Below are 21,791 nucleotides of genomic sequence, written 5' to 3'. Positions count from 1 at the left end.
GGGGCCGACAACATGAGTGCCATCAGAAAACGAAAAGTAGCAAAAATCCAGACAACCTATGCGCAACAGCAGGAAACGGCTCAAGTCTCGGCGCAATCACGGCGCAAGCGTCTGTTCAGACGGCTCGCTGCTTTTTTTGTTGTGGCCATTATCATTTCCTTCTCGATGATTTCAACACTCATCGCCCAATCGTCCACTATGGAAGAAAAACTGGTTGAAAAAGAAAAGCTGCAACAAAAGCTTGCGAAGCTGAGAAAAAACCAGGTCGTTCTTGAAGAAGAAATTGTTAAGCTGCATGATGATGAATATATTGCGAAGCTGGCGCGAAGGGAATTATTCCTGTCAGATATTAATGAAATTATTTTTCAGCTGCCGGACGATAAAAAGGAAAATTCTTCTGAAGAGTAGGTTTATTGACACTCTTTTTTTCAGTTTTGTATAATATAGAATAAGTATGATTTTTTATATCCTTAAGGAGGAAATTTCTTTTTATGTCAATTGAAGTAGGCAGCAAGTTACAGGGAAAGGTAACAGGCATTACTAATTTCGGAGCGTTTGTGGAGCTGCCGGATGGATCAACTGGTTTAGTGCATATCAGTGAGGTTGCTGATAACTACGTTAAAGACATCAATGATCACCTGAAGGTAGGCGATCAGGTCGAGGTAAAAGTTATCAATGTCGAAAAGGATGGAAAGATTGGTCTATCCATCAAAAAAGCAGTAGACAGACCGGAAGCATCAAAACCACAATCTTATTCGCCACGTCCACCACGCCAGGGAGGCGCCCGGCCAGGCGGTCCCAGACAAGGGAGAGCCAACGATCAACGTGCGAACAGCAGAGCCGAAACCTTTGAATCAAAAATGGCCCGCTTCCTAAAAGACAGTGAAGACCGCTTATCATCTTTAAAGCGGAATACAGAATCGAAGCGTGGAGGCAGAGGAGCCAGAAGAGGTTAACTTGCTGCTTATTTAAATAGATAGCAGGTTCTATCCGCTACTAATATATATAGTTATAAAGACAGGCTGTTCCCGGGCTTGTCTTTTTTATATGAAAAAAAGAAGCACCAGAGTCTAAAACTCTGGTGCTTCTTTGGTCACTAACGGTTGAATTAAACCGCCTGCGCATTTATATGACCCGTACGGGATTCGAACCCGTGTTACCGCCGTGAAAGGGCGGTGTCTTAACCGCTTGACCAACGGGCCGCAATAGATATGGTAGCGGCGGAGGGGATCGAACCCCCGACCTTACGGGTATGAACCGTACGCTCTAGCCAGCTGAGCTACACCGCCACAGATTTTTGGGCACAAGAAATATAATACATAGTAAAAAAGACTATGTCAACCAGATTTTCAGAGGAAAATGTCGCCTGAAAAATACATATTGTCGTTAAATATTTCTACTATATAATAACGCTGAAATGAATCATCAATAATCGGTAAATAAATGAGAAATTAGCCTCTTATATACCTGGATGAAAATGATCAGGAAGGTTCATTTTTAAAGAATTTTCGCTGAAATGAGTCGAACGAAAATTAATGGGTTGTCCGGCATTTTGACAAACTTTTATAAACGGCCCTCTTATAATTGTCAGCAATAATATCAAAAAGAGGAGTGGAGTTTATGGGAAAGGTCGAACGGAACATGATAGAACCGGTCGGAGAGGTAAATTTTGAAGGCCCTAAAATAGAACTTGCCAACGGTTTACATAAATTTCAATTAAAGATCGAAACTTTTTTTCTGAAAAATGGCTTCCTTTTGCTGCTGATCGGATTTTTGCTGGGGAGAGCGCTCATATTGGCAAAGCTTACGCCGTTCAGCCTTCCTTTTTTTGCGGCAGTTTATTTTATCAGGAGGGATAAAGCTCCGCTGGCGCTGATCGGCGTCCTTGCTGGTGCGGCGACTTTATCTGTAACGGATGCGGCGGTTACCGGGGGACTGGCAGCAATTTTTTTAATCGTTTTTCGAATCACTAAGAAATGGTTAAAAAATGAATTAAAAGCATTGCCGCTCTATGTCTTTTTTGTTTTATTAAGCGGAAAGCTTGCTTCAGGATTATTGGTAACCCGGCAGATCACTCTCTTTGATGGACTAATGTCCGGAGTCGAAGCGAGCCTTGGTTATATTCTGACATTGATTTTTTTACAAAGCCTTCCTCTGTTGTCGCTCAGTAAACGGAGGCAATCGCTCAAAACAGAGGAAATTGTCTGCTTGATTATTATGCTTGCGTCAGTGATGACCGGAACGATTGGCTGGTCGGTTTATGATCTATCTGTTGAACATATTATGTCGCGCTATCTTGTTTTGTTGTTTGCATTTGTGGCCGGAGCGACGATAGGCTCGACAGTTGGTGTAGTAACAGGCTTAATCTTCAGCCTTGCCAATGTTACGAGTTTTTTCAATATGAGTCTGCTCGCATTTTCCGGCTTGCTCGGCGGCCTTTTAAAAGAAGGCAAAAAGATAGGAGTGGCAATTGGTTTATATATTGCAACACTGCTGATCGGCATGTATGGAGATGGAGGAGAGTTGCTGACCACGACCATTCTTGAAACATCGGCAGCTGCTTTTTTATTCTTTCTTACTCCATCGGCATTGACGTCAAGGCTCGCCAAATATATTCCTGGAACTCCTGAATATGCGGCAGAACAGCAGCAATATATGAGAAAAATGCGGGATGTGACAGCCCAGCGCGTTGCCCAGTTTTCAACTGTTTTCCAATCTCTGTCACGAAGCTTCTCTTCTTTTGATGAATCGACGGGTGAACGAGACTCGTCCGACCGTGAATTGGATTATTTCTTAAGCAATGTAACGGAAAAGACATGCCAGACTTGTTTTAAGAAAGAGCATTGCTGGACGAGAAACTTTAATACAACCTATGATTATATGAAGGAAATTATGCTGGAAATGGATCAAAATGCTGGCGTTGTTTCGCCAGGACTGTCAAGGGAATGGGACAAGCATTGCACGAGATCGAAAAAAGTTTATGAAGTGATGCAGCAGCAGCTAACCTACTACCAGGCCAATCAACGATTGAAAAAACAAGTCCAGGAAAGCCGCAGGCTCGTAGCGGACCAGCTGTTGGGCGTGTCAGAAGTAATGGGAGATTTTGCAAAAGAGATTCAACGTGAACGGGAAAACCATCACAAACAGGAAGAATTGATTCTTGATGCACTCCGCGATTTTGGCATTCAAATTGAACAAGTGGAGATCTACAGCCTCGAGCAGGGCAATGTTGATATTGATATGGCGATTCCCTATTGCAACGGGCATGGGGAATGTGAAAAGCTGATTGCTCCAATGCTCTCTGACATTTTGGAGGAAACCATTGTCGTGAATAAGGAAGAGTGCGGCAGCTACCCAGGCGGCTTATGCCATGTTACTTTTCGGTCTGCCAAAGCCTACATGATTGAAACCGGCGTAGCGCACGCAGCAAAGGACGGTGGTTTTGTTTCAGGTGATAGCTACTCGATGATCGAGCTCGGCACGGGGAAATTTGCGATTGCGATCAGCGATGGCATGGGAAACGGGGAAAGGGCCCATTCTGAAAGCCAGGAAACATTGTTGCTGTTGCAGCAAATTTTGCAATCGGGCATTGAAGAAAAAGTAGCGATAAAATCAGTGAACTCTGTTTTATCGTTAAGGACCACAGACGAGATTTTTTCAACTTTGGATCTTGCCATGGTCGATTTGCAAAATGCAGCGATTAAGTTTCTGAAAATTGGGTCAACTCCCAGTTTTATTAAAAGGGGCAGCAAAGTCATTAAAATTCAGGCAAGTAACCTTCCAATGGGATTTCTTCATGAAATCGAGGTCGATGTTGTCAGTGAACAGCTCAAAGCCGGAGACCTTCTTATTATGATGAGCGATGGTGTGTTTGAAGGGCCGAAGCACGTCGAAAACTATGATTTATGGATGAAAAGAAAAATCCAGGAACTGCAAACGGATGACCCGCAGCAGGTTGCAGATTTAATTATGGAAGAAGTAATCCGTTCCCGGACGGGTTTAATCGAGGATGATATGACAGTCGTTGTCGCGAAGATTAAACATAACACTCCGAAATGGTCGTCCATTCCCGTTCAAGGCTTCCGCAAAAGAGCCTGATCGCCGCAGCTGACAGATCGACCTCTTAATAAGCAAGCTGGCGGCCTTCAGGAATATGTATAAATCCCTTCATAGTCGTCGAAAATGGTAACAATTCGAAGACGGAGGGGAAAACTCTATGAAAACAGGAACATTGAAACAAATTTTACTTATCACTGATGGATGTTCGAATCACGGGGAAGACCCGGTCGCGATGGCGGCGTTAGCAAAGGAACAGGGAATAACGGTCAATGTTATTGGAGTGATGGAACAGGATGTAATAGATGAACAAGGTATGAAAGAAATCGACAACATTGCCATGTCGGGGGGCGGCGTCAGCCAGGTCGTCTATGCCCGGCAGCTTTCCCAGACCGTGCAAATGGTAACGAGAAAAGCGATGACTCAAACACTGCAAGGCGTTGTGAATAAGGAGCTCCAGCAAATTCTTGGCCGCTCGCAAACGGTCGAGGATCTCCCGCCTGAAAAACGAGGAGAGGTGATGGAGGTTGTTGATGAGCTGGGAGAAAAGGTTGAATTAGAAGTGTTGATTCTTGTCGACACAAGCGCAAGCATGAAACATAAGCTGCCAACAGTAAAAGAAGCATTGTTGGACTTGTCGCTCAGCTTGAATGCGCGCACAGGAGATAATCATTTTTCGGTATTTGTATTTCCCGGGAAAAGGAATGATGTCGAAAAATTATTGGATTGGACACCAAAGCTTGAATCTCTGACAAGCATTTTTTCAAAGCTGTCGACAGGAGGAATGACTCCTACCGGTCCGGCAATCCGCGAAGCGCTAACGTCATTCAGGAAAAAACGTTCGTTAAGGAGTCTGCTTTCCCGTGATGATGAACAATTCTTTGAAGAATCAATGTAAAGTAACCCCGGGGACGACCGTAAAAGGGAAATGGCACGGAAACCGTTATACAATCATAAAAGAGCTGGGCTATGGAGCGAATGGGATTGTTTATTTAGCGAAATTTCGAAACCAGCATGTTGCAATCAAAATGAGCGATAACGGAATGTCGATAACCTCCGAGGTCAATGTGTTGAAATCGTTTGCAAAGGCCCAGGGTTTAGCCCTTGGGCCTTCTTTGCTCGATGTTGATGATTGGGAAACGAAAACAGGCAAAATCCCTTTCTATACGATGGAGTATATTCATGGTCCGGATTTTATGTCCTTTATCCAGCAAAAAGGGAAAGCGTGGGTAAGCGTCTTAATGCTCCAGCTTTTATCAGATCTCGAAAAGCTCCATCAAAAAGGCTGGGTATTTGGGGATTTAAAGCCGGAAAACTTAATTATTACCGGCCCTCCTCCGACAATCAGGTGTATTGATGTTGGCGGAACAACGATGCAAGGAAGAGCAATTAAAGAGTTTACCGAGTTTTACGACAGGGGCTACTGGGGTTTGGGGTCGCGGAAAGCGGATCCGGCGTATGACTTGTTTGCCGCCGGAATGATCATCATTAATACCGCCTATCCAAAAAGGTTTTTAAAAACATCCGGGGGTCTTAACCAGCTAATTTCAGCGGTCAGGCAAAAAAGTGAGCTTCACAGCTATGAAAGCATCATCAAGAAGGCTCTTCAAGGGCAATATCAATCGGCAGCAGCGATGAGGCATGATATTATAGATATAAACCGCCGTGATCAAAATAAAGGTGTTCCTCGTGCAGTTTCGAGCCGGGGGACTGGACAGGCTCCAAGCCGCCAGACTTATAAAAAACAAAAAAAGAAGGGCAGTCTAACCGAGACAGTCTTAATTATTTTTGTTATTTTTATTCTTTATGCTCTTTACGTGTATGGGCAAATTTTATGAAACCTTTTTATGTTTAACTCGTACATAGGTAAGAATAAGAAAATTTTTCATTTTTGTTTTTTGAATACGGCATAACGGGTAAATGGAACTAAATATTTTTGAAAGCCTAAGGAAGATTACAATGTTAGAAAAAAAGGTAGAGGATTTTCTTGAAAGCCATGGACAAAATTTGCGGGGAAAGCGGATTCTGATAGGGGTCTCAGGCGGGCCCGACTCTCTTGCTTTGCTTCATTACCTTTGGAGCAGGCAGGCGAACTGGGGACATACTGTAATGGCCGCTCATGTTGACCATATGTTCCGTGGAGACGAATCATATGCGGAAGCGATGTTTGTAAAGGACTTTTGTTTTCAGCGCAATATTCCATTTGAAATGGCACAAATCAATGTGGCAGAATATATGGAGAGAACCGGAAAAAGCTCGCAAACTGCGGCGCGCGATTGCCGCTACGATTTTTATGATCAAGTAATCAAAAAGCATGATATTGATCTTCTTGCACTTGGCCATCATGGTGATGACCAAATCGAAACGATACTGATGAGGCTTACAAGAGGAAGCACAGGAATGGCAAGAGCCGGTATTTTATTTAAACGTCCCTTTGCCAATCGGGAAATTATCAGGCCGTTCTTGTGTGTTTCCAAGCAGGACATTGAGGATTATTGTCAGAGGCATGACCTCGAGCCGCGCAGGGACCGGAGCAATGAGAAAAGCATTTATTTGCGAAACCGGTTTCGGATAAACGTCCTGCCGTTTTTAAAGGATGAAAATCCACGCGTCCATGAGCAATTCCAGCGTTTTAGCGAGGAGCTGGAGGACGATGAAGAGCTGCTGCACGAATTAACTGTCCAAAAAATGAAAACAGTAATCAAGAAGAAGGATCCCGGTGAAATCACGATCGACCGCAAAACGTTTCGCGCAATGTCAATGCCTTTACAAAGGAGAGGGATTCAACTAATATTAAACTATCTTTATCAGGAAAAACCTGCTTCTCTTTCTGCTATACATATTGATCAAGTTCTTTCACTGTTTAGCAGTCCTCATCCTTCCGGAACACTGGATTTCCCTAAAGACCTAAAAGTTGTCCGTTCTTATGATGATTGTCATTTTCAGTTTGAAAAGGCCGAAAGACATCCTTTTTATATAGAAATTACAAAAACAGGAACAGTGACTTTACCAAATGGCGGGGTTATCACGGTAGAAACCGTGGAAGATTGCGGTTCCGATAACGGGTTGGACCGTTTTTGTTTTCAAAGCGGGGCTGTCCAGTTCCCGATTATCGTCAGGACCAGGAAGAATGGCGATCGTATGTCGATCAAAGGAATGAAAGGGACAAAAAAGATAAAGGCTATCTTTATTGATAGTAAGATTCCGCTGTCCGAACGGGAAGAATGGCCGATTGTCACGGATAAGGATGGCAATATCATCTGGCTGCCCGGCTTGAAAAAATCAAGCCTGCCTATCAAGAAATCCGGCGATGCAAGCTACATCCTGTTAACATATAAAAAGCAATGATCTTCTAGGGGGCACACCATTTATGCACAATGATATTGAAAAAATTCTCATTTCGGAAGAGGAGATCCAGGAAAAAATAAAGGATCTTGCCGTCGAGTTAACAGCAGAATATCAAGACCGTTTCCCGCTCGCAATCGGTGTTTTAAAGGGAGCTTTGCCTTTTATGGGCGATCTTTTAAAACGAATTGATACCTATCTTGAAATGGACTTTATGGACGTTTCAAGCTACGGCAATGCGATGGTTTCTTCCGGTGAAGTAAAAATCTTAAAGGATTTGGACACATCGGTGGAAGGCAGGGATATTTTAATTATCGAAGATATTATCGACAGCGGCTTAACATTGAGCTATCTGGTTGAGTTGTTTCGCTACCGAAAAGCAAAATCAATCAAGATTGTCACGCTGCTTGATAAGCCATCCGGAAGAAAGGCTGATATTAGCGCTGATTATGTAGGATTTATCGTTCCTGACGAATTTGTAGTCGGTTACGGTCTCGATTATGCAGAAAAGTACCGTAATCTTCCATATATTGGAGTGTTAAAACCAGAGGTATACAGCAATAATGAATGAGTAAAAGCTATGAAGAAGAGTTTTAGGCTGTCATGAGAAATAAGCGTTTACGCAAGGGTTATTCCTTGTATCGGCATGATTTTCTATGATACTATTTTATATAGTTTGTTTACTGTGGGAGGAGGTAAGAGATGAATCGGATCTTCCGTAATACCATCTTTTATTTATTAATATTTCTAGTCATAATTGGCGTTGTGAGCTTTTTTAGCGGAACCAACGAACCAACAAAAGATATATCTTACGACACATTTGTCGAGCACCTGGAAAACGGAAAGATAGAGCGTCTTTCCACAGAGCCTGTAAGGGGCGTTTATGAGGTGCGCGGACAACTCGAAGGATATAAAGAAGACGAGTATTTCTCGACTTATATTTGGCCGAGCGACACTGTTCTTGACCGCATTAACGAAGCGGCAGCAGCCGGGGAAATTGACATCGTTGAAATAATGCCTGCCAAAGAAACGAGCGGCTGGGTAACATTCTTTACGTCGATTATTCCTTTTGTCATCATCTTTATCTTGTTCTTCTTCTTGCTGAACCAGGCCCAGGGCGGCGGCAGCCGCGTGATGAACTTCGGTAAAAGCAAGGCGAAGCTTTACAACGAAGATAAGAAAAAGGTCCGTTTCAAAGATGTTGCGGGTGCGGATGAAGAAAAACAAGAGCTTGTCGAAGTGGTTGAGTTTTTAAAAGATCCCCGCAAATTTGCGGAACTTGGAGCGCGTATTCCGAAAGGAGTCCTTTTAGTAGGCCCTCCAGGTACAGGGAAAACGCTGCTTGCCCGGGCTGTGGCCGGTGAAGCGGGTGTTCCGTTTTTCTCCATAAGCGGATCAGATTTTGTTGAAATGTTTGTCGGGGTTGGTGCATCCCGTGTTCGTGATTTATTTGAAACAGCCAAGAAAAATGCGCCGTGTATTATTTTTATTGATGAGATTGATGCAGTCGGACGCCAGCGCGGTGCCGGTTTGGGCGGAGGCCATGATGAGCGTGAGCAAACATTAAACCAGCTCCTTGTTGAAATGGATGGTTTTGGTGCAAACGAAGGGATTATCATCATTGCAGCTACAAACAGACCTGACATTTTAGATCCGGCGTTATTGCGTCCGGGACGTTTTGACCGCCAGATTACGGTTGACCGGCCGGATGTTAATGGGCGGGAAGCGGTCCTTAAAGTTCATGCCCGCAATAAACCGCTTGATGAGTCGGTAAACTTAAAAAGCATTGCTGCGCGGACACCGGGATTCTCCGGAGCTGATTTGGAAAATCTATTGAACGAGGCTGCGCTTGTAGCGGCCCGCCAAAACAAGAAGAAGGTTGACATGGCCGATATCGATGAAGCGACAGATCGGGTCATTGCCGGTCCGGCAAAAACGAGCCGTGTCGTTTCAGCAAAAGAACGTAAAATTGTTGCTTTCCATGAAGCGGGCCATACCGTTATTGGCTTAATGCTTGATGAAGCTGAAATTGTTCACAAAGTCACGATTGTCCCTCGTGGACAGGCAGGCGGCTATGCTGTCATGCTGCCGAAAGAGGATCGTTATATTATGACAAAGCCCGAGCTGCTTGACAAAATTGTTGGTTTGCTGGGCGGGCGTGTAGCCGAAGAAGTTGTCTTTGGCGAAGTGAGCACAGGAGCCCATAATGACTTCCAGCGTGCAACAGGAATCGCACGCCGGATGGTAACAGAATATGGGATGAGTGAGAAGCTGGGGCCGCTTCAGTTTGGGCAGGGTCAAGGCGGACAGGTTTTCCTTGGCCGTGATATCCATAATGAGCAAAACTACTCTGATAAGATTGCTTATGAAATCGATCTTGAAATTCAGCGGATCATTAAAGATTGTTATGAAAAAGCAAAAAATGTTCTCACAGAGAATCGCGATAAGCTTGATTTAATCGCCAATACGCTATTGGAAGTCGAAACACTTGACGCTGAACAGATCAAGTATTTAGTTGAAAACGGCAAGTTGCCCGAACGTCCAGTTTCGTCTTCTGAAACAGGGGATAACGGCGATATCAAGGTGAATATTAATACTAAAAAGGATGGCGAAGTTCCTCCGCAAGACAACGGGGGCATCACGGAAATTCCAGCAGGAAAGCGTCCGGATGAACCAGGAGATATTGACGAAGAACACCGAGGTTCTTAAATGAAACAACTTCGCTTATGTTTTAAACAGCAAATGTAAAACAGGGTGCTCTTAAAAGGGCATCCTTTTTTTGCGCACATTTTAAACTCTTAGGTTATCGAAACAATTCCCGGAGCTGTGATATGTTATTTTCGCAACCTGTTTGGAATCTGTGTTATGATGGGCAGTGAAAAAAACGATTATATAATAAAGTGGTGAGTTTGTTGATCTTTGTTTTTGATATTGGAAATACAAATATGGTGCTCGGAGTCTTTGCGGGGGATGAGTTAAAGCACCATTGGCGGATAGAAACAAACCGTTCCAAAACCGAAGATGAATATGGAATGCTGATAAAAGCCTTATTTCAACACGAAAAACTTTCATTTTCAGATATAGATGGAATTATTATCTCTTCAGTTGTCCCACCGATCATGTTTGTTCTCGAAAGAATGTGCCAAAAATATTTTAACCTGAAGCCTCTCGTTGTAGGACCTGGCATTAAAACAGGTTTGAATATTAAGTATGAAAATCCCCGGGAAGTTGGGGCGGACCGGATTGTTAATGCAGTTGCGGCCATCCATGAATATGGAAGCCCGCTTATTATCGTCGACTTTGGAACCGCAACTACGTACTGTTATATTAATGAGCGTAAACAGTACATGGGGGGTGCTATTGCCCCGGGCATCAGCATCTCAACAGAAGCGCTGTATTCCAAAGCAGCGAAGCTCCCGAGGATTGAAATTGTCAGGCCGGATGAAATTATCGGAAAGAATACCGTTGCCGCAATGCAAGCGGGGATTTTTTATGGTTATGTTGGCCAGGTTGAGGGAATTGTTAAACGAATGAAGCTTCACAGCCGGCAGGATCCGCTTGTTATTGCAACGGGGGGACTGGCTAATTTAATCGCGAAAGAATCTGAAATCATTAACATCATCGATCCATTTTTAACGCTGAAGGGACTTCAATTAATTTATAAGCGAAATATGGGGAGTCTAAAAAATGGACCAGAAGTTCACGGCTTGGAAATCGAAAGGGGTTAAAAATAGTAATGAATGATTATTTAGTTAAAGCGCTCGCTTTCAATGGGCAAGTGCGTGCATATGCAGTAAAAAGCACAGACATGGTCGGCGAAGCCAAGCGGCGCCACCATATGTGGCCGGTCGCATCCGCCGCCTTAGGCAGAACGATGACAGCAGCAGTTATGATGGGTGCGATGCTAAAAGGCGAGGACAAACTGACAATAAAAATAGAAGGCGGCGGTCCAATCGGACTGGTGCTTGTAGACAGCAATGCGAAGGGCCATGCACGGGGTTATGTATCTAATCCGCATGTCCATTTTGACTTGAACGAAAACGGCAAGCTTGATGTCCGCAGAGCAGTCGGGACAGAAGGAACCGTTACTGTTGTGAAAGATCTCGGAATGCGCGAACATTTTACGGGTCAGGTTCCGATCGTTTCCGGCGAGTTGGGGGAAGACTTTACTTATTATTTAACGACATCAGAACAGGTTCCGTCCTCCGTAGGAGTCGGGGTCTTAGTGAATCCGGATAATTCCGTTTTGGCTGCTGGCGGGTTCATCCTCCAGGTTATGCCTGGTGCTGAAGATGATACGATTACATTTATAGAAAACAGGCTTAAAGAAATTCCGCCGATTTCAAAACTGATTAAACAAGGGCTGTCACCGGAGCAGTTGTTGGAAGAGCTTTTCGGAAAGGATCATGTAAAATTCCTTGAGACGCTTCCTGTATCATTTCAATGCAACTGTTCGAAGGAACGCTTCGCCGCTGCCATTATTAGCTTAGGGGCAGCTGAAATCAATGATATGATTGAAGAAGATGGCAAAGCGGAAGCACAATGCCATTTCTGCAACGAAACGTATCATTTTACAAAAGAAGAGCTTGAGGAGATTAAAGCACAATCAAAATAAGCTTATATGTTGGGGGAAGAACCGTTGGGGAAAAAGCAGCTGTGGTGGGTAATAGCAGGCTTGATTATTTTAAACATTTTCACGTTATTATTTTTTCTTGGGCGGTCTTTACCTGACGCGGGTGATGAAACCGTTGCAACGATTGGAAAGGAATCAATCACAAGAGAAGAGTGGCTGCAGGAAATGGAAGCAAGCCACGGAAAAGATATTTTAACTGCGCTTGTAGATAAAAAGGTGGTTGAGCACCTTGCTGAGAAATACAAAATCGAGATTCCGAAGGATGAAATTGACAGGGAATTGTTGATGATCAAAACAATATACCGCACCTATGACGGCCAAACAGCCGATGAGGGGCAGCTGAGACGGCAGATAGAACATCAACTATTACTTGAGGAGCTTTTAACAAGGGATGCTGTGGTCAAGGAGGAGGAAATAAAAACATTTTATGAGCAGAACAGCGGCTTATTTAATATTCCTCCTTCCTATCACGTCTCACAAATTGTCGTGAAAACGAAAGAGGATGCAGACGAGACGATCAAGGAATTGGAACAGGGTTCGAGTTTTGCCGCATTGGCGATGGAGCGGTCCATTGATGAATTTTCCGCTAACAAAGGCGGGGATCTCGGGTTTGTGAGCGAAGCGGATGACCGGATCGACAAGTCGGTAATGGAACAAATTCAGCGACTAAAAACTAAAACCTGGAGCAAACCGGTCAAAACAGCGGAAGGCTATATTATTTTGTTTTTACATGAACAAATTCCTGGAAAGAAGTATTCATATGAAGAGGTCAAATCAGAGATTAGAAGGCAGCTTGCTCTTGAGCAAATGGACATGCCTGCATCCGCAAAAACTATCTGGGATGAGGCAGACGTAGATTGGTTTTACGGAGGCATGGAATAATTAGGTGAAGCATATGAAAGCCCATCTTTGAGCAAAGAGGGCTTTTCATGATGATTGGCGGAACGAACCGTTTTAAAAATTCGCAAAATGATTGACAGCCGACCTAAAGATTGGTAAATTTTAATAAAACCAATAAAAATACTCGGATTAAGGAGTGGAAGTCATGGTTCGTGTTGCAAATTCGATTGCTGAGTTAGTCGGGCAAACCCCGATCGTAAAACTAAACCGTTTGGTTGAAGAAAACAGTGCAGAAGTTTATGTTAAGCTTGAGTATATGAATCCGGGAAGCAGTGTCAAGGACCGGATTGCCCTCGCTATGATTGAAGCCGCTGAAGAAAAAGGGGTTTTGAAGCCGGGCGATACGATTATTGAACCAACCAGCGGAAATACAGGGATCGGCCTTGCGATGATTGCGGCTGCCAAAGGCTACAAAACAGTCATTGTTATGCCGGAAACAATGAGCATGGAACGGAGAAACCTGCTGCGTGCATATGGTGCAGAGCTCGTTCTTACCCCTGGTCCTGAAGGTATGGGCGGCGCAATTCGCAAAGCAGAAGAGCTTGCGAATGAACAAGGTTATTTTATGCCACAGCAATTTAAAAACGAAGCGAATCCTGAAGTTCACAAAAGAACGACAGGAAAAGAAATTGTCGAGCAAATGGGCGACCAATTGGACGCTTTTATTTCTGGAATCGGAACAGGCGGCACGATTACTGGAGCAGGACAAGTGCTCCGCGACAAATACCCGGATGTGAAAATTTATGCTGTCGAGCCAACGGACTCACCGGTATTATCCGGAGGAAAGCCGGGCCCTCATAAAATTCAGGGAATTGGTGCAGGCTTTGTACCAGATATTCTCGACACTGGAATCTATGATGAAGTCATCCAGGTAACGAACGATCAAGCTTTTGAATATGCCCGCCGTGCTGCAAAAGAAGAAGGAATCCTCGGTGGAATTTCTTCAGGCGCAGCGATCTATGCAGCACTTAAAGTAGCAAAAGAGCTCGGTGCAGGCAAAAAGGTTTTAGCGATCATTCCAAGTAACGGAGAGCGCTATTTAAGCACTCCGCTGTACCAATTTGAAACCGAATAATGTCTGTAAGGCAAAAGCATCGCGCTTTTGCCTTTTCTAATATAAATTTTTACCTATCTGATTTTAAGAATGAAAGCTGCGCCTACTTCATGTATGATGGGAAAGAGACGATTTAGGAGGAATGGCCTTTGAAACAGCTTAAGATTTTTTCAAAAAACATCCCTTATACGATCGAACGTTTTTTTAGCCAATACAGCTTTTTAACGAGGGAAATGAGCCATCACGTTCTCCTCGAGAGCGGGCGCGGCGGGCATTACAGCATTGCAGGTTTGGTTCCAGAGACGATTTTTTACGGTAAAGGGAATGAGCTGTTGATCCAGACAGGAGCGGGAACGGAAACGCTTCAAGGAAATCCGCTTCATCTTTTAAAATCTTGGCTGGGTAATTATATAGTCGAGGCCGCGCCTGAATTTCCCGACTTTCAGGGTGGAGCGATAGGCTTCATAAATTATGATTATGCACGGCAAATTGAACGGCTTCCTGCTAAAGCTGTTGATGACTTATTGATACCGGATATTTATTTCTTTATTTATAAAGAGTGGTTTGTCTTTGATCACGAAAGGAATGAATTATTCCTGCTGAGTTTATATGAAGAAGGAGAATACCGGGAAGCGGAAAAGAGGGCAGCGTTATGGGAGCAGCAATGGTCTGCTGGTCCAGAGAATATCAATAAGGCCATGCGGTTAATAAAGACAGATGATATAGCGATGTCGTTAACGGAAGCGGATTTTATTGAGGCTGTCGAAAAGATTCAGAACTATGTTTCCCAGGGTGACGTGTTCCAGGTTAATCTGTCAGTTCGCCAGTCAAAACCTCTTCAAGTTTCGGCTATTGATGTATATGCAAAGCTGAGGCTGCTGAATCCTTCCCCATATATGGGTTATTTCCACACGCCGGGCTTCCAGCTTGTCAGTGCTTCCCCGGAGCTTCTTGTTAAGAAGAAAGGGCTGGAAGTGAGTACCCGTCCGATCGCCGGGACTCGCTCACGGGGGAAAGATGAAGATGAGGACCTCACACTTGCCAGCGAATTAATCGGGAATGAAAAGGAACGTGCCGAGCATGTGATGTTGGTGGATTTAGAAAGAAACGACCTGGGGAGAGTATGTGAATACGGTTCCGTTGAGGTCAACGAGTTTATGGTTATCGAAAAATACTCGCATGTTATGCATATCGTCTCTAACGTCCGCGGTAAGCTGGCTGATGGGAAAGACGGATTTGATTTGATTGATGCGGTTTTTCCGGGAGGGACAATCACCGGCGCGCCGAAGATTCGCACGATGGAAATTATTGAAGAGCTTGAACCTGTAAGAAGGGGGCCGTATACCGGATCGATGGGATGGATCGGTTTTAATGGAGATCTGGAATTAAATATTATTATCCGGACGATGCTCGTCAAAGATGGAATCGCCCATGTTCAGGCCGGAGCCGGAATTGTCATCGATTCAAATCCAAAAAATGAGTATAAAGAATCGTTAAAAAAAGCGTTTGCCCTTTGGAAAGCAAAAGAAATGGCAGAAGGTGATGAGCATGATTTTAATGATTGATAACTATGATTCCTTTACATATAATCTGGTTCAGTACTTGGGAGAATTGGGAGAAAAACTTGTTGTTAAAAGAAATGATGAAATAACATTGGCGGAGATTGAAAAGTTGCAGCCAAAATTTCTGATGATTTCACCAGGACCATGCAGTCCGAATGAGGCGGGAATCAGCCAAGATGCGATCCGCCATTTTGCCGGAAAAATGCCGATTTTTGGTGTTTGCCTCGGGCATCAGTCGATTGCCCAGGTGTTTAACGGAGAAGTCGTTCAAGCAGAACGCCTCATGCATGGCAAAACTTCGGAAGTTTTTCATGATGGAAAAACGATCTTTACCGGGATTCCCAACCCTTTTTCAGCAACGAGGTACCACTCGCTCATTGTGAAAAAAGACACCCTTCCTGATTGCTTTGAAATCTCGGCCTGGACAGAAGCGGGAGAAATAATGGGAATCCGCCATAAAGAGCATCCGATTGAAGGTGTTCAGTTCCATCCTGAATCGATCATGACCAAGGATGGAAAAAAGCTGCTGGAAAATTTTCTTGTCCATTATCGGGGTGTGCCGGTTCAGCCTTTACTATTGGCATGGGAAGGTAACAGGGATGTTTATATATAAAAATGGCGAACTTATAAAAAAAGAAGATGTTACGATCTCTCCTTTTGACCATGGCTTTTTATATGGAATCGGACTGTTTGAGACAATCAGGGTTTACGAACACCATCCCTTTTTGCTCGATGACCATCTTGAACGGCTGAACCGCGGCCTCAAGGCCCTTAACATTAACGCACAGTATACACGAAGGGAAATCAACGACGCTATACAAGTCGTTTTAACGGAAAATGGTTTTGAAAATGCCAATATCCGCATAAATGTATCAGCTGGAATTGGAGAAATTGGGCTGCAAACAGATGCTTATCCGCAACCCAATCTTTTGATATTTTCAAGGCCGCTTCCTCCAGCGGGACGCATGGCCGAAAAAAAAGCAGTGCTCCTGAAATTGGCGAGAAATACACCTGAAGGTTCGGAACGGCTAAAATCACACCATTTTTTAAATAATATGCTCGCCAGACGCGAACTGGGTGACGATCATGATGTCGAAGGAATTTTTTTAACAGACAAAGGGTATTTAGCCGAAGGAATTGTTTCAAACCTTTTTTGGTTTATCGGGGATACCCTTTTCACTCCTTCTCTACAGACGGGGATATTAAATGGAATTACAAGGCAATATATTCTTCGGCTTGCGGATACGCTCGGCTATAAAACGGAAGAAGGCTTTTTCAGGCCAGGCGATGCGGAGAAAGCGGAAGAGATGTTTATTACGAATTCGATTCAGGAGATCGTCCCCCTCTCCTCTTTTAATGGGAAACGACTAATTGGAAGCGACGGTCAGCTTGTTTCGCTTCTTCATCAAGAATACCGAAACGGCTGCCAATCTTTATGGAGCAGGAAAGAGCTTGGATAGGAGGCTTTTCAATGACGGGACAAGATAAAATACAAGCTGGTCCTTACACGCTGGACTATCAAAAGAAAACGATCGTGATGGGGATTTTAAATATCACCCCGGACTCGTTCTCTGATGGCGGGCGTTTTTATGCGGTTGATAAAGCGGTGGAGCGGGCGGAAGAAATGGTTGCGCATGGTGCAGATATTATCGATATCGGCGGTGAATCGACGAGGCCCGGCGGCAATCCGGTCAGCTTGCAAGAAGAGCTGGACAGAGTGATTCCGGTTATTGAAGCCGTTTCAGCAGCGGTGAAGGTCCCGATCTCGATCGATACGTACAAAGCAGAAACGGCAAGGCGCGCCATAAAAGCGGGCGCCCATATTATAAACGATGTATGGGGCGCAAAGGCGGATAAGGAAATGGCTTCTGTTGCCGCGGAATTTGATGTGCCGATTATTTTAATGCACAATAGGGATAATCGCGATTACCGGCATTTTTTCCGCGATGTCGTCAATGATTTGTATGAAAGCATTATGCTTGCAAAAAAGGCGGGTGTGAAAGATGAACGAATCATCCTCGATCCCGGGGTCGGATTTGCGAAAGATTTTTCGCTTAATCTCGAAATGATGCGCAATTTGGATAAACTCGTTGGCCTGGGCTATCCGGTTTTGCTCGGAACATCAAGGAAGTCGATGATTGGCCAGGTTCTCGATCTTCCCGTCACAGAACGAATGGAAGGGACGGCGGCAACCGTCTGTTACGGTATTCAAATGGGCTGCCAGATGATCCGCATCCATGATGTGAAGGAAATGAGCCGGGTAGCGAGAATGATGGATGCCCTGATTGGAAAAGGAGAGCATAATGGATAAAATTTTCGTCAATAAGATGGAGTTTTACGGCTATCATGGAGTTTTCCCTGAAGAAACAAAGCTCGGGCAGCGGTTTATCGTCGATCTTACTGTCGAATTGAATTTAGAAAAAGCCGGAAAAACTGACAGCCTTGATGATTCAATCAACTATGCAGAGCTTTATCAAGCTTGCCGGGCAGTCGTCGAAGGACAGCCGTTCAAGCTGGTCGAAGCGGTCGCAGAAACAATTGCTGCACGTATTCTCGGACAATTTGATGCGGTCGAAAATTGTACTGTGAAGGTAATCAAGCCTGACCCACCGATTCCAGGCCATTATGAATCGGTTGCTGTTGAAATTACAAGGGGAAGATAAACGATGGAAAATACCGCCTTTATCGGGCTGGGATCCAATTTGGGAGACCGGGCCGAATATTTGAGGAAAGCGATTGTCCATTTAGAAAACCATAAACAAATTCACGTGGTAAATAATTCGTCGATTTATGAAACAGAACCGATCGGCTATCTGGAACAAGATAAATTTTTAAACTTAGTAATCCAGATCACAACGGGGTTGAACCCACATGAACTATTGGATGCCTGTTTAAATATCGAACAGCTTCTTGGCAGGAAAAGGGAAATATTATGGGGACCCCGGACAATAGATCTTGACATTCTCCTCTATAACCAAGAAAATATTGAAACAGAGAAACTAATCATTCCTCACCCTCGGATTCAGGAAAGAGCTTTTGTGCTCATACCTCTTGTTGAGGTTGGCCGCAACAGCATGCCTCCGGTCGTGGACATCCAGATGCTTGAATGTTGGTTGGAAGGACTATCTGACAAAGAAGGAGTTCGAATATGGAAGCAGAAAAATGGGGAAGACGTATTCGCGCTTTTCGAAAGCTAAAAGGGTTTACACAAGACGGTTTTGCTAAAGGACTGGGTGTTTCAGTATCCATCCTCGGCGAAATAGAAAGAGGTAACCGGATGCCAACGGAGGAGTTTCTTCACCGTGCGGCCCATCTTTTAAATATAAATAGAGAAGAATTAACTCCGCCTGAGGATCACGATAGAGAAGACCAATCTTAAAAAGGAGGTAAAAAAATGCTTAAAATCGGTGATATCACCATGAAAAATCCCGTTGTTCTTGCCCCGATGGCCGGTGTGTGCAACTCGGCATTCAGGCTGACGGTCAAGGAATTCGGAGCAGGGCTGGTCTGCGCTGAAATGGTCAGCGATAAAGGGATCGTATTCCAAAACGAAAAAACGATGGACATGCTTTATATTGATGAGCGTGAAAAACCGTTAAGCCTGCAGATATTTGGTGGTGAAAAAGAGACTTTAGTCCAGGCTGCCAAGTATGTCGATCGAAATACGAATGCAGATATTATTGATATCAACATGGGCTGTCCAGTCCCGAAAATTACAAAATGTGATGCGGGAGCTAAATGGCTGCTTGACCCGAATAAAATTTATGAAATGGTTTCTGCCGTTGTCGATGCAGTTGAAAAGCCTGTGACAGTAAAAATGCGCATCGGCTGGGATGAGGAGCATATTTATGCAGTCAAAAACGCCCAGGCAGTCGAAAGGGCCGGCGGAAAAGCGGTCGCGGTTCATGGCCGGACCCGTGTCCAAATGTATGAAGGTACTGCAAACTGGGATATTATTCGGGAAGTAAAGCAATCAGTCAATATTCCGGTCATCGGAAACGGGGATGTTCAAACTCCCCAAGATGCAAAACGGATGCTTGAAGAAACCGGTGTAGACGGTGTTATGATCGGCAGGGCTGCACTAGGCAACCCATGGATGATTTATCGTACCGTTAACTATCTGGAAACAGGGGAATTAATGGACGAGCCGTCTGTTCGGGAAAAAATTGATGTATGTCTTCTCCATTTGGACCGTTTGATCGCTTTAAAAAATGAAGATATTGCTGTCCGGGAAATGAGAAAGCATGCGGCCTGGTACTTGAAAGGGATCCGTGGAAACGCAAGAGTCCGCAACGCTATTAATGAATGCAACACAAGAGATGAACTTGCTGCACTGTTAAACAATTTAGTACTTGAGGTTGAAAGCAAAGAGGAGAGCCACTCCAGGGTTGGTTAAGTTTGACACCGAGACGTTCTTTTTCTATAATACGTATATTGCAAAAGAAACTGCCAGTGCCTATGCTGGCAGTTTTATTCTATTTATTTGCTTTTTGATGTCTGTTTTTATAAGTTTGTGTAAAATAATATAGTATCTATGAAAATCGGAGTATTTACAAAAATATTTCTGGCTGTCTATAAGTGACTTTTAATATGGAGTGGATGAGCGTGAGTGAAGAATTAAATGACCAATTGCGTGTGAGAAGAGAAAAAATGAACAGCCTTCGTGAAAAAGGCCTCGATCCTTTCGGAAAAAGATTTGAGCGTTCCCATAATGCCGAGGAATTAGTGAGTCGTTATGGCGAGCTTGAAAAAGAAGAAATAGCAGAGAAAAACATTTCCGTGACGATCGCCGGACGGGTCATGACGAAACGTGGAAAAGGAAAGGCTGGCTTTGCCCATGTGCAGGACTTAACAGGGCAGATCCAAATTTATGTCAGACAAGATGCAGTAGGAGAAGAACAATACGAGCTTTTTGATACAACTGATCTTGGCGATATCGTCGGTGTCACCGGCACGTTATTTAAAACAAAGGTAGGAGAATTATCGGTTAAAGCGGAAAGCTTTGAATTACTGACAAAATCGCTTCGCCCACTGCCTGATAAATTCCATGGTTTAAAGGATGTCGAGCAGAGATACCGGCAGCGCTACCTGGATTTAATTATGAACCAGGAAAGCAAGACAACATTTATTACGCGCAGCCGCATTATTCAATCGATGCGCCGCTATTTGGATGACCACGGTTACCTGGAAGTAGAAACACCGATGATGCACAGCATTGCAGGCGGAGCTTCCGCGCGGCCGTTTATTACCCATCATAATGCACTTGATATGCCATTGTTTATGCGAATTGCGATTGAGCTTCATTTAAAACGCCTGATTGTCGGCGGCTTGGAAAAAGTATATGAAATTGGCCGTGTGTTCCGAAATGAAGGAGTTTCAACCCGCCATAATCCTGAATTTACAATGATTGAGCTATATGAAGCCTACGCTGATTATCGCGATATTATGAGGTTGACAGAAAACCTGATTGCCCATATTGCCGAAGAAGTGACCGGATCAACAACCGTCCAATACGGGGACTATGAAGTGGATTTAAAGCCAGAATGGACCCGGCTGCACATGGTTGATGCGATTAAGGAATATACCGGAGCAGATTTTTGGAAGCAAATGAGCATTGAAGAAGCAAGACAGCTGGCGAAAGCACATAATGTAGAAATCGATGAAAATATGCAATATGGCCATATCGTCAATGAGTTTTTTGAGCAAAAAGTAGAAGAAAAGCTTATTCAACCTACTTTTATTTATGGACATCCGGTTGAGATTTCCCCGCTCGCCAAAAAGAATGATGAAGACCCGCGCTTTACAGATCGCTTTGAATTATTTATTGTCGCTCGCGAACATGCGAATGCTTTTACAGAGCTAAATGATCCGATCGACCAGCGTGAACGCTTTGAAGCACAGCTTAAAGAACGTGACCAGGGAAATGATGAAGCCCATATGATGGATGAAGACTTTGTTGAAGCTTTGGAGTACGGCATGCCTCCTACCGGCGGCCTGGGAATAGGAATCGACCGTCTTGTCATGCTGTTAACGAACTCACCTTCAATAAGGGATGTCCTGCTCTTCCCATTAATGAGACATAAATAAACAAACGATAACAATCAAAGCCCCTGAATTTGGGGCTTTATTTTTATGTCTTTTCGCTAAGAAGACAATCAATTAGTGGGAAAATTGTTTCTTTCGTAAATTGCAATATTAAATGCAACACTTAGTGAAACCGCACCCCATTAAGGGATAGGTG

General features: G+C 44.0%; 21 protein-coding genes and 2 tRNA genes. 21 read left to right on the top strand and 2 right to left on the bottom strand.

Translation table 11 applies throughout. From position 1 onward, the window contains the following. Positions 1–12: 12 nt before the first annotated feature. Both CU633_RS02910 and CU633_RS02905 read left to right on the top strand, forming a co-directional pair. On the top strand, positions 13–408 hold the full coding sequence (locus CU633_RS02910) for an FtsB family cell division protein (RefSeq protein ID WP_101658231.1): 396 nt from the start codon (positions 13–15) through the stop codon (positions 406–408). Positions 409–491: 83 nt separating this feature from the next. Next, entirely contained in the window at positions 492–956 is a 465-nt protein-coding gene (locus CU633_RS02905) for a S1 domain-containing RNA-binding protein (RefSeq protein ID WP_101658230.1), read from the top strand. A gap of 174 nt (positions 957–1,130) precedes the next feature. On the opposite strand, the gene CU633_RS02900 is transcribed toward CU633_RS02905, so the two are convergent. Together CU633_RS02900 and CU633_RS02895 are read right to left on the bottom strand one after the other, a co-directional pair. Then, positions 1,131–1,202: transfer RNA gene (locus CU633_RS02900), tRNA-Glu, on the bottom strand. A gap of 10 nt (positions 1,203–1,212) precedes the next feature. Then, positions 1,213–1,289, bottom strand: a tRNA-Met gene (locus CU633_RS02895). A 331-nt stretch (positions 1,290–1,620) separates the two neighbouring features. Between CU633_RS02895 and spoIIE the strand changes: the two genes are divergently transcribed. The 19 genes from spoIIE to lysS all read left to right on the top strand — a co-directional run bounded on the left by spoIIE (position 1,621) and on the right by lysS (position 21,637). Next, positions 1,621–4,098 (top strand): stage II sporulation protein E, encoded by a 2,478-nt coding sequence (spoIIE, locus tag CU633_RS02890; protein WP_101658229.1) that lies wholly within the window; start codon positions 1,621–1,623, stop codon positions 4,096–4,098. A gap of 118 nt (positions 4,099–4,216) precedes the next feature. Next, positions 4,217–4,954: a VWA domain-containing protein gene (locus CU633_RS02885; protein WP_101658228.1), complete on the top strand. Its 738-nt coding sequence runs from the start codon at positions 4,217–4,219 to the stop codon at positions 4,952–4,954. Next, positions 4,923–5,894 (top strand): serine/threonine protein kinase, encoded by a 972-nt coding sequence (locus CU633_RS02880; protein WP_101658227.1) that lies wholly within the window; start codon positions 4,923–4,925, stop codon positions 5,892–5,894. The genes CU633_RS02885 and CU633_RS02880 overlap by 32 nt, the downstream gene beginning before the upstream one ends. 121 nt (positions 5,895–6,015) lie before the next feature. Continuing rightward, positions 6,016–7,404, top strand: a complete 1,389-nt coding sequence (gene tilS, locus CU633_RS02875) for a tRNA lysidine(34) synthetase TilS (protein WP_101658226.1) — start codon at positions 6,016–6,018, stop codon at positions 7,402–7,404. Positions 7,405–7,426: 22 nt separating this feature from the next. Next, positions 7,427–7,972: a hypoxanthine phosphoribosyltransferase gene (hpt, locus tag CU633_RS02870; RefSeq protein WP_101658225.1), complete on the top strand. Its 546-nt coding sequence runs from the start codon at positions 7,427–7,429 to the stop codon at positions 7,970–7,972. A gap of 131 nt (positions 7,973–8,103) precedes the next feature. Beyond that, positions 8,104–10,110 (top strand): ATP-dependent zinc metalloprotease FtsH, encoded by a 2,007-nt coding sequence (gene ftsH / locus CU633_RS02865; RefSeq protein ID WP_101658224.1) that lies wholly within the window; start codon positions 8,104–8,106, stop codon positions 10,108–10,110. Between the two features lie 203 nt (positions 10,111–10,313). Beyond that, on the top strand, positions 10,314–11,129 hold the full coding sequence (locus tag CU633_RS02860) for a type III pantothenate kinase (RefSeq protein WP_180954836.1): 816 nt from the start codon (positions 10,314–10,316) through the stop codon (positions 11,127–11,129). Between the two features lie 8 nt (positions 11,130–11,137). Continuing rightward, complete coding sequence (gene hslO, locus CU633_RS02855) at positions 11,138–12,016, top strand: Hsp33 family molecular chaperone HslO (protein ID WP_101658222.1); 879 nt, start codon at positions 11,138–11,140, stop codon at positions 12,014–12,016. Between the two features lie 24 nt (positions 12,017–12,040). Beyond that, a complete protein-coding gene (locus tag CU633_RS02850; protein ID WP_101658249.1) occupies positions 12,041–12,916 on the top strand; it encodes a peptidylprolyl isomerase in 876 nt (291 codons plus the stop codon). A gap of 163 nt (positions 12,917–13,079) precedes the next feature. Then, positions 13,080–14,009 (top strand): cysteine synthase A, encoded by a 930-nt coding sequence (gene cysK, locus CU633_RS02845; RefSeq protein WP_101658221.1) that lies wholly within the window; start codon positions 13,080–13,082, stop codon positions 14,007–14,009. Between the two features lie 128 nt (positions 14,010–14,137). Next, complete coding sequence (locus tag CU633_RS02840) at positions 14,138–15,553, top strand: anthranilate synthase component I family protein (protein WP_101658220.1); 1,416 nt, start codon at positions 14,138–14,140, stop codon at positions 15,551–15,553. Next, on the top strand, positions 15,537–16,163 hold the full coding sequence (gene pabA / locus CU633_RS02835) for an aminodeoxychorismate/anthranilate synthase component II (RefSeq protein ID WP_101658219.1): 627 nt from the start codon (positions 15,537–15,539) through the stop codon (positions 16,161–16,163). Before CU633_RS02840 ends, pabA begins: the two co-directional genes overlap by 17 nt. Next, complete coding sequence (gene pabC / locus CU633_RS02830; protein WP_101658218.1) at positions 16,150–17,010, top strand: aminodeoxychorismate lyase; 861 nt, start codon at positions 16,150–16,152, stop codon at positions 17,008–17,010. The genes pabA and pabC overlap by 14 nt, the downstream gene beginning before the upstream one ends. An 11-nt stretch (positions 17,011–17,021) precedes the next feature. Continuing rightward, the gene (folP, locus tag CU633_RS02825) at positions 17,022–17,861 is read left to right on the top strand and encodes a dihydropteroate synthase (RefSeq protein WP_101658217.1); all 840 of its coding nucleotides are present in this window, start codon (positions 17,022–17,024) and stop codon (positions 17,859–17,861) included. Then, positions 17,854–18,213 carry a dihydroneopterin aldolase gene (gene folB / locus CU633_RS02820; RefSeq protein ID WP_101658216.1) on the top strand — a complete coding sequence of 120 codons (360 nt, stop codon included), beginning with the start codon at positions 17,854–17,856 and terminating at the stop codon, positions 18,211–18,213. Before folP ends, folB begins: the two co-directional genes overlap by 8 nt. A gap of 3 nt (positions 18,214–18,216) precedes the next feature. Continuing rightward, a complete protein-coding gene (gene folK, locus CU633_RS02815) occupies positions 18,217–18,747 on the top strand; it encodes a 2-amino-4-hydroxy-6-hydroxymethyldihydropteridine diphosphokinase (RefSeq protein WP_101658215.1) in 531 nt (176 codons plus the stop codon). Then, positions 18,699–18,929, top strand: coding sequence for a helix-turn-helix domain-containing protein (locus tag CU633_RS02810; protein ID WP_101578916.1), 231 nt, complete (start codon positions 18,699–18,701; stop codon positions 18,927–18,929). Before folK ends, CU633_RS02810 begins: the two co-directional genes overlap by 49 nt. 15 nt (positions 18,930–18,944) lie before the next feature. Next, positions 18,945–19,946, top strand: coding sequence for a tRNA dihydrouridine synthase DusB (gene dusB, locus CU633_RS02805; protein ID WP_101658214.1), 1,002 nt, complete (start codon positions 18,945–18,947; stop codon positions 19,944–19,946). A 194-nt stretch (positions 19,947–20,140) separates the two neighbouring features. Further along, positions 20,141–21,637: a lysine--tRNA ligase gene (lysS, locus tag CU633_RS02800; RefSeq protein WP_374703340.1), complete on the top strand. Its 1,497-nt coding sequence runs from the start codon at positions 20,141–20,143 to the stop codon at positions 21,635–21,637. The last annotated feature ends 154 nt before the right edge of the window (positions 21,638–21,791 follow it).

It is taken from the genome of Bacillus sp. V3-13, assembly GCF_002860165.1.
Lineage (GTDB): Bacteria > Bacillota > Bacilli > Bacillales > Cytobacillaceae > Bacillus_BJ.
The sequence above is the reverse complement of the archived record's forward strand: the minus strand, read 5'-3'. Positions and strand labels throughout refer to the sequence as shown.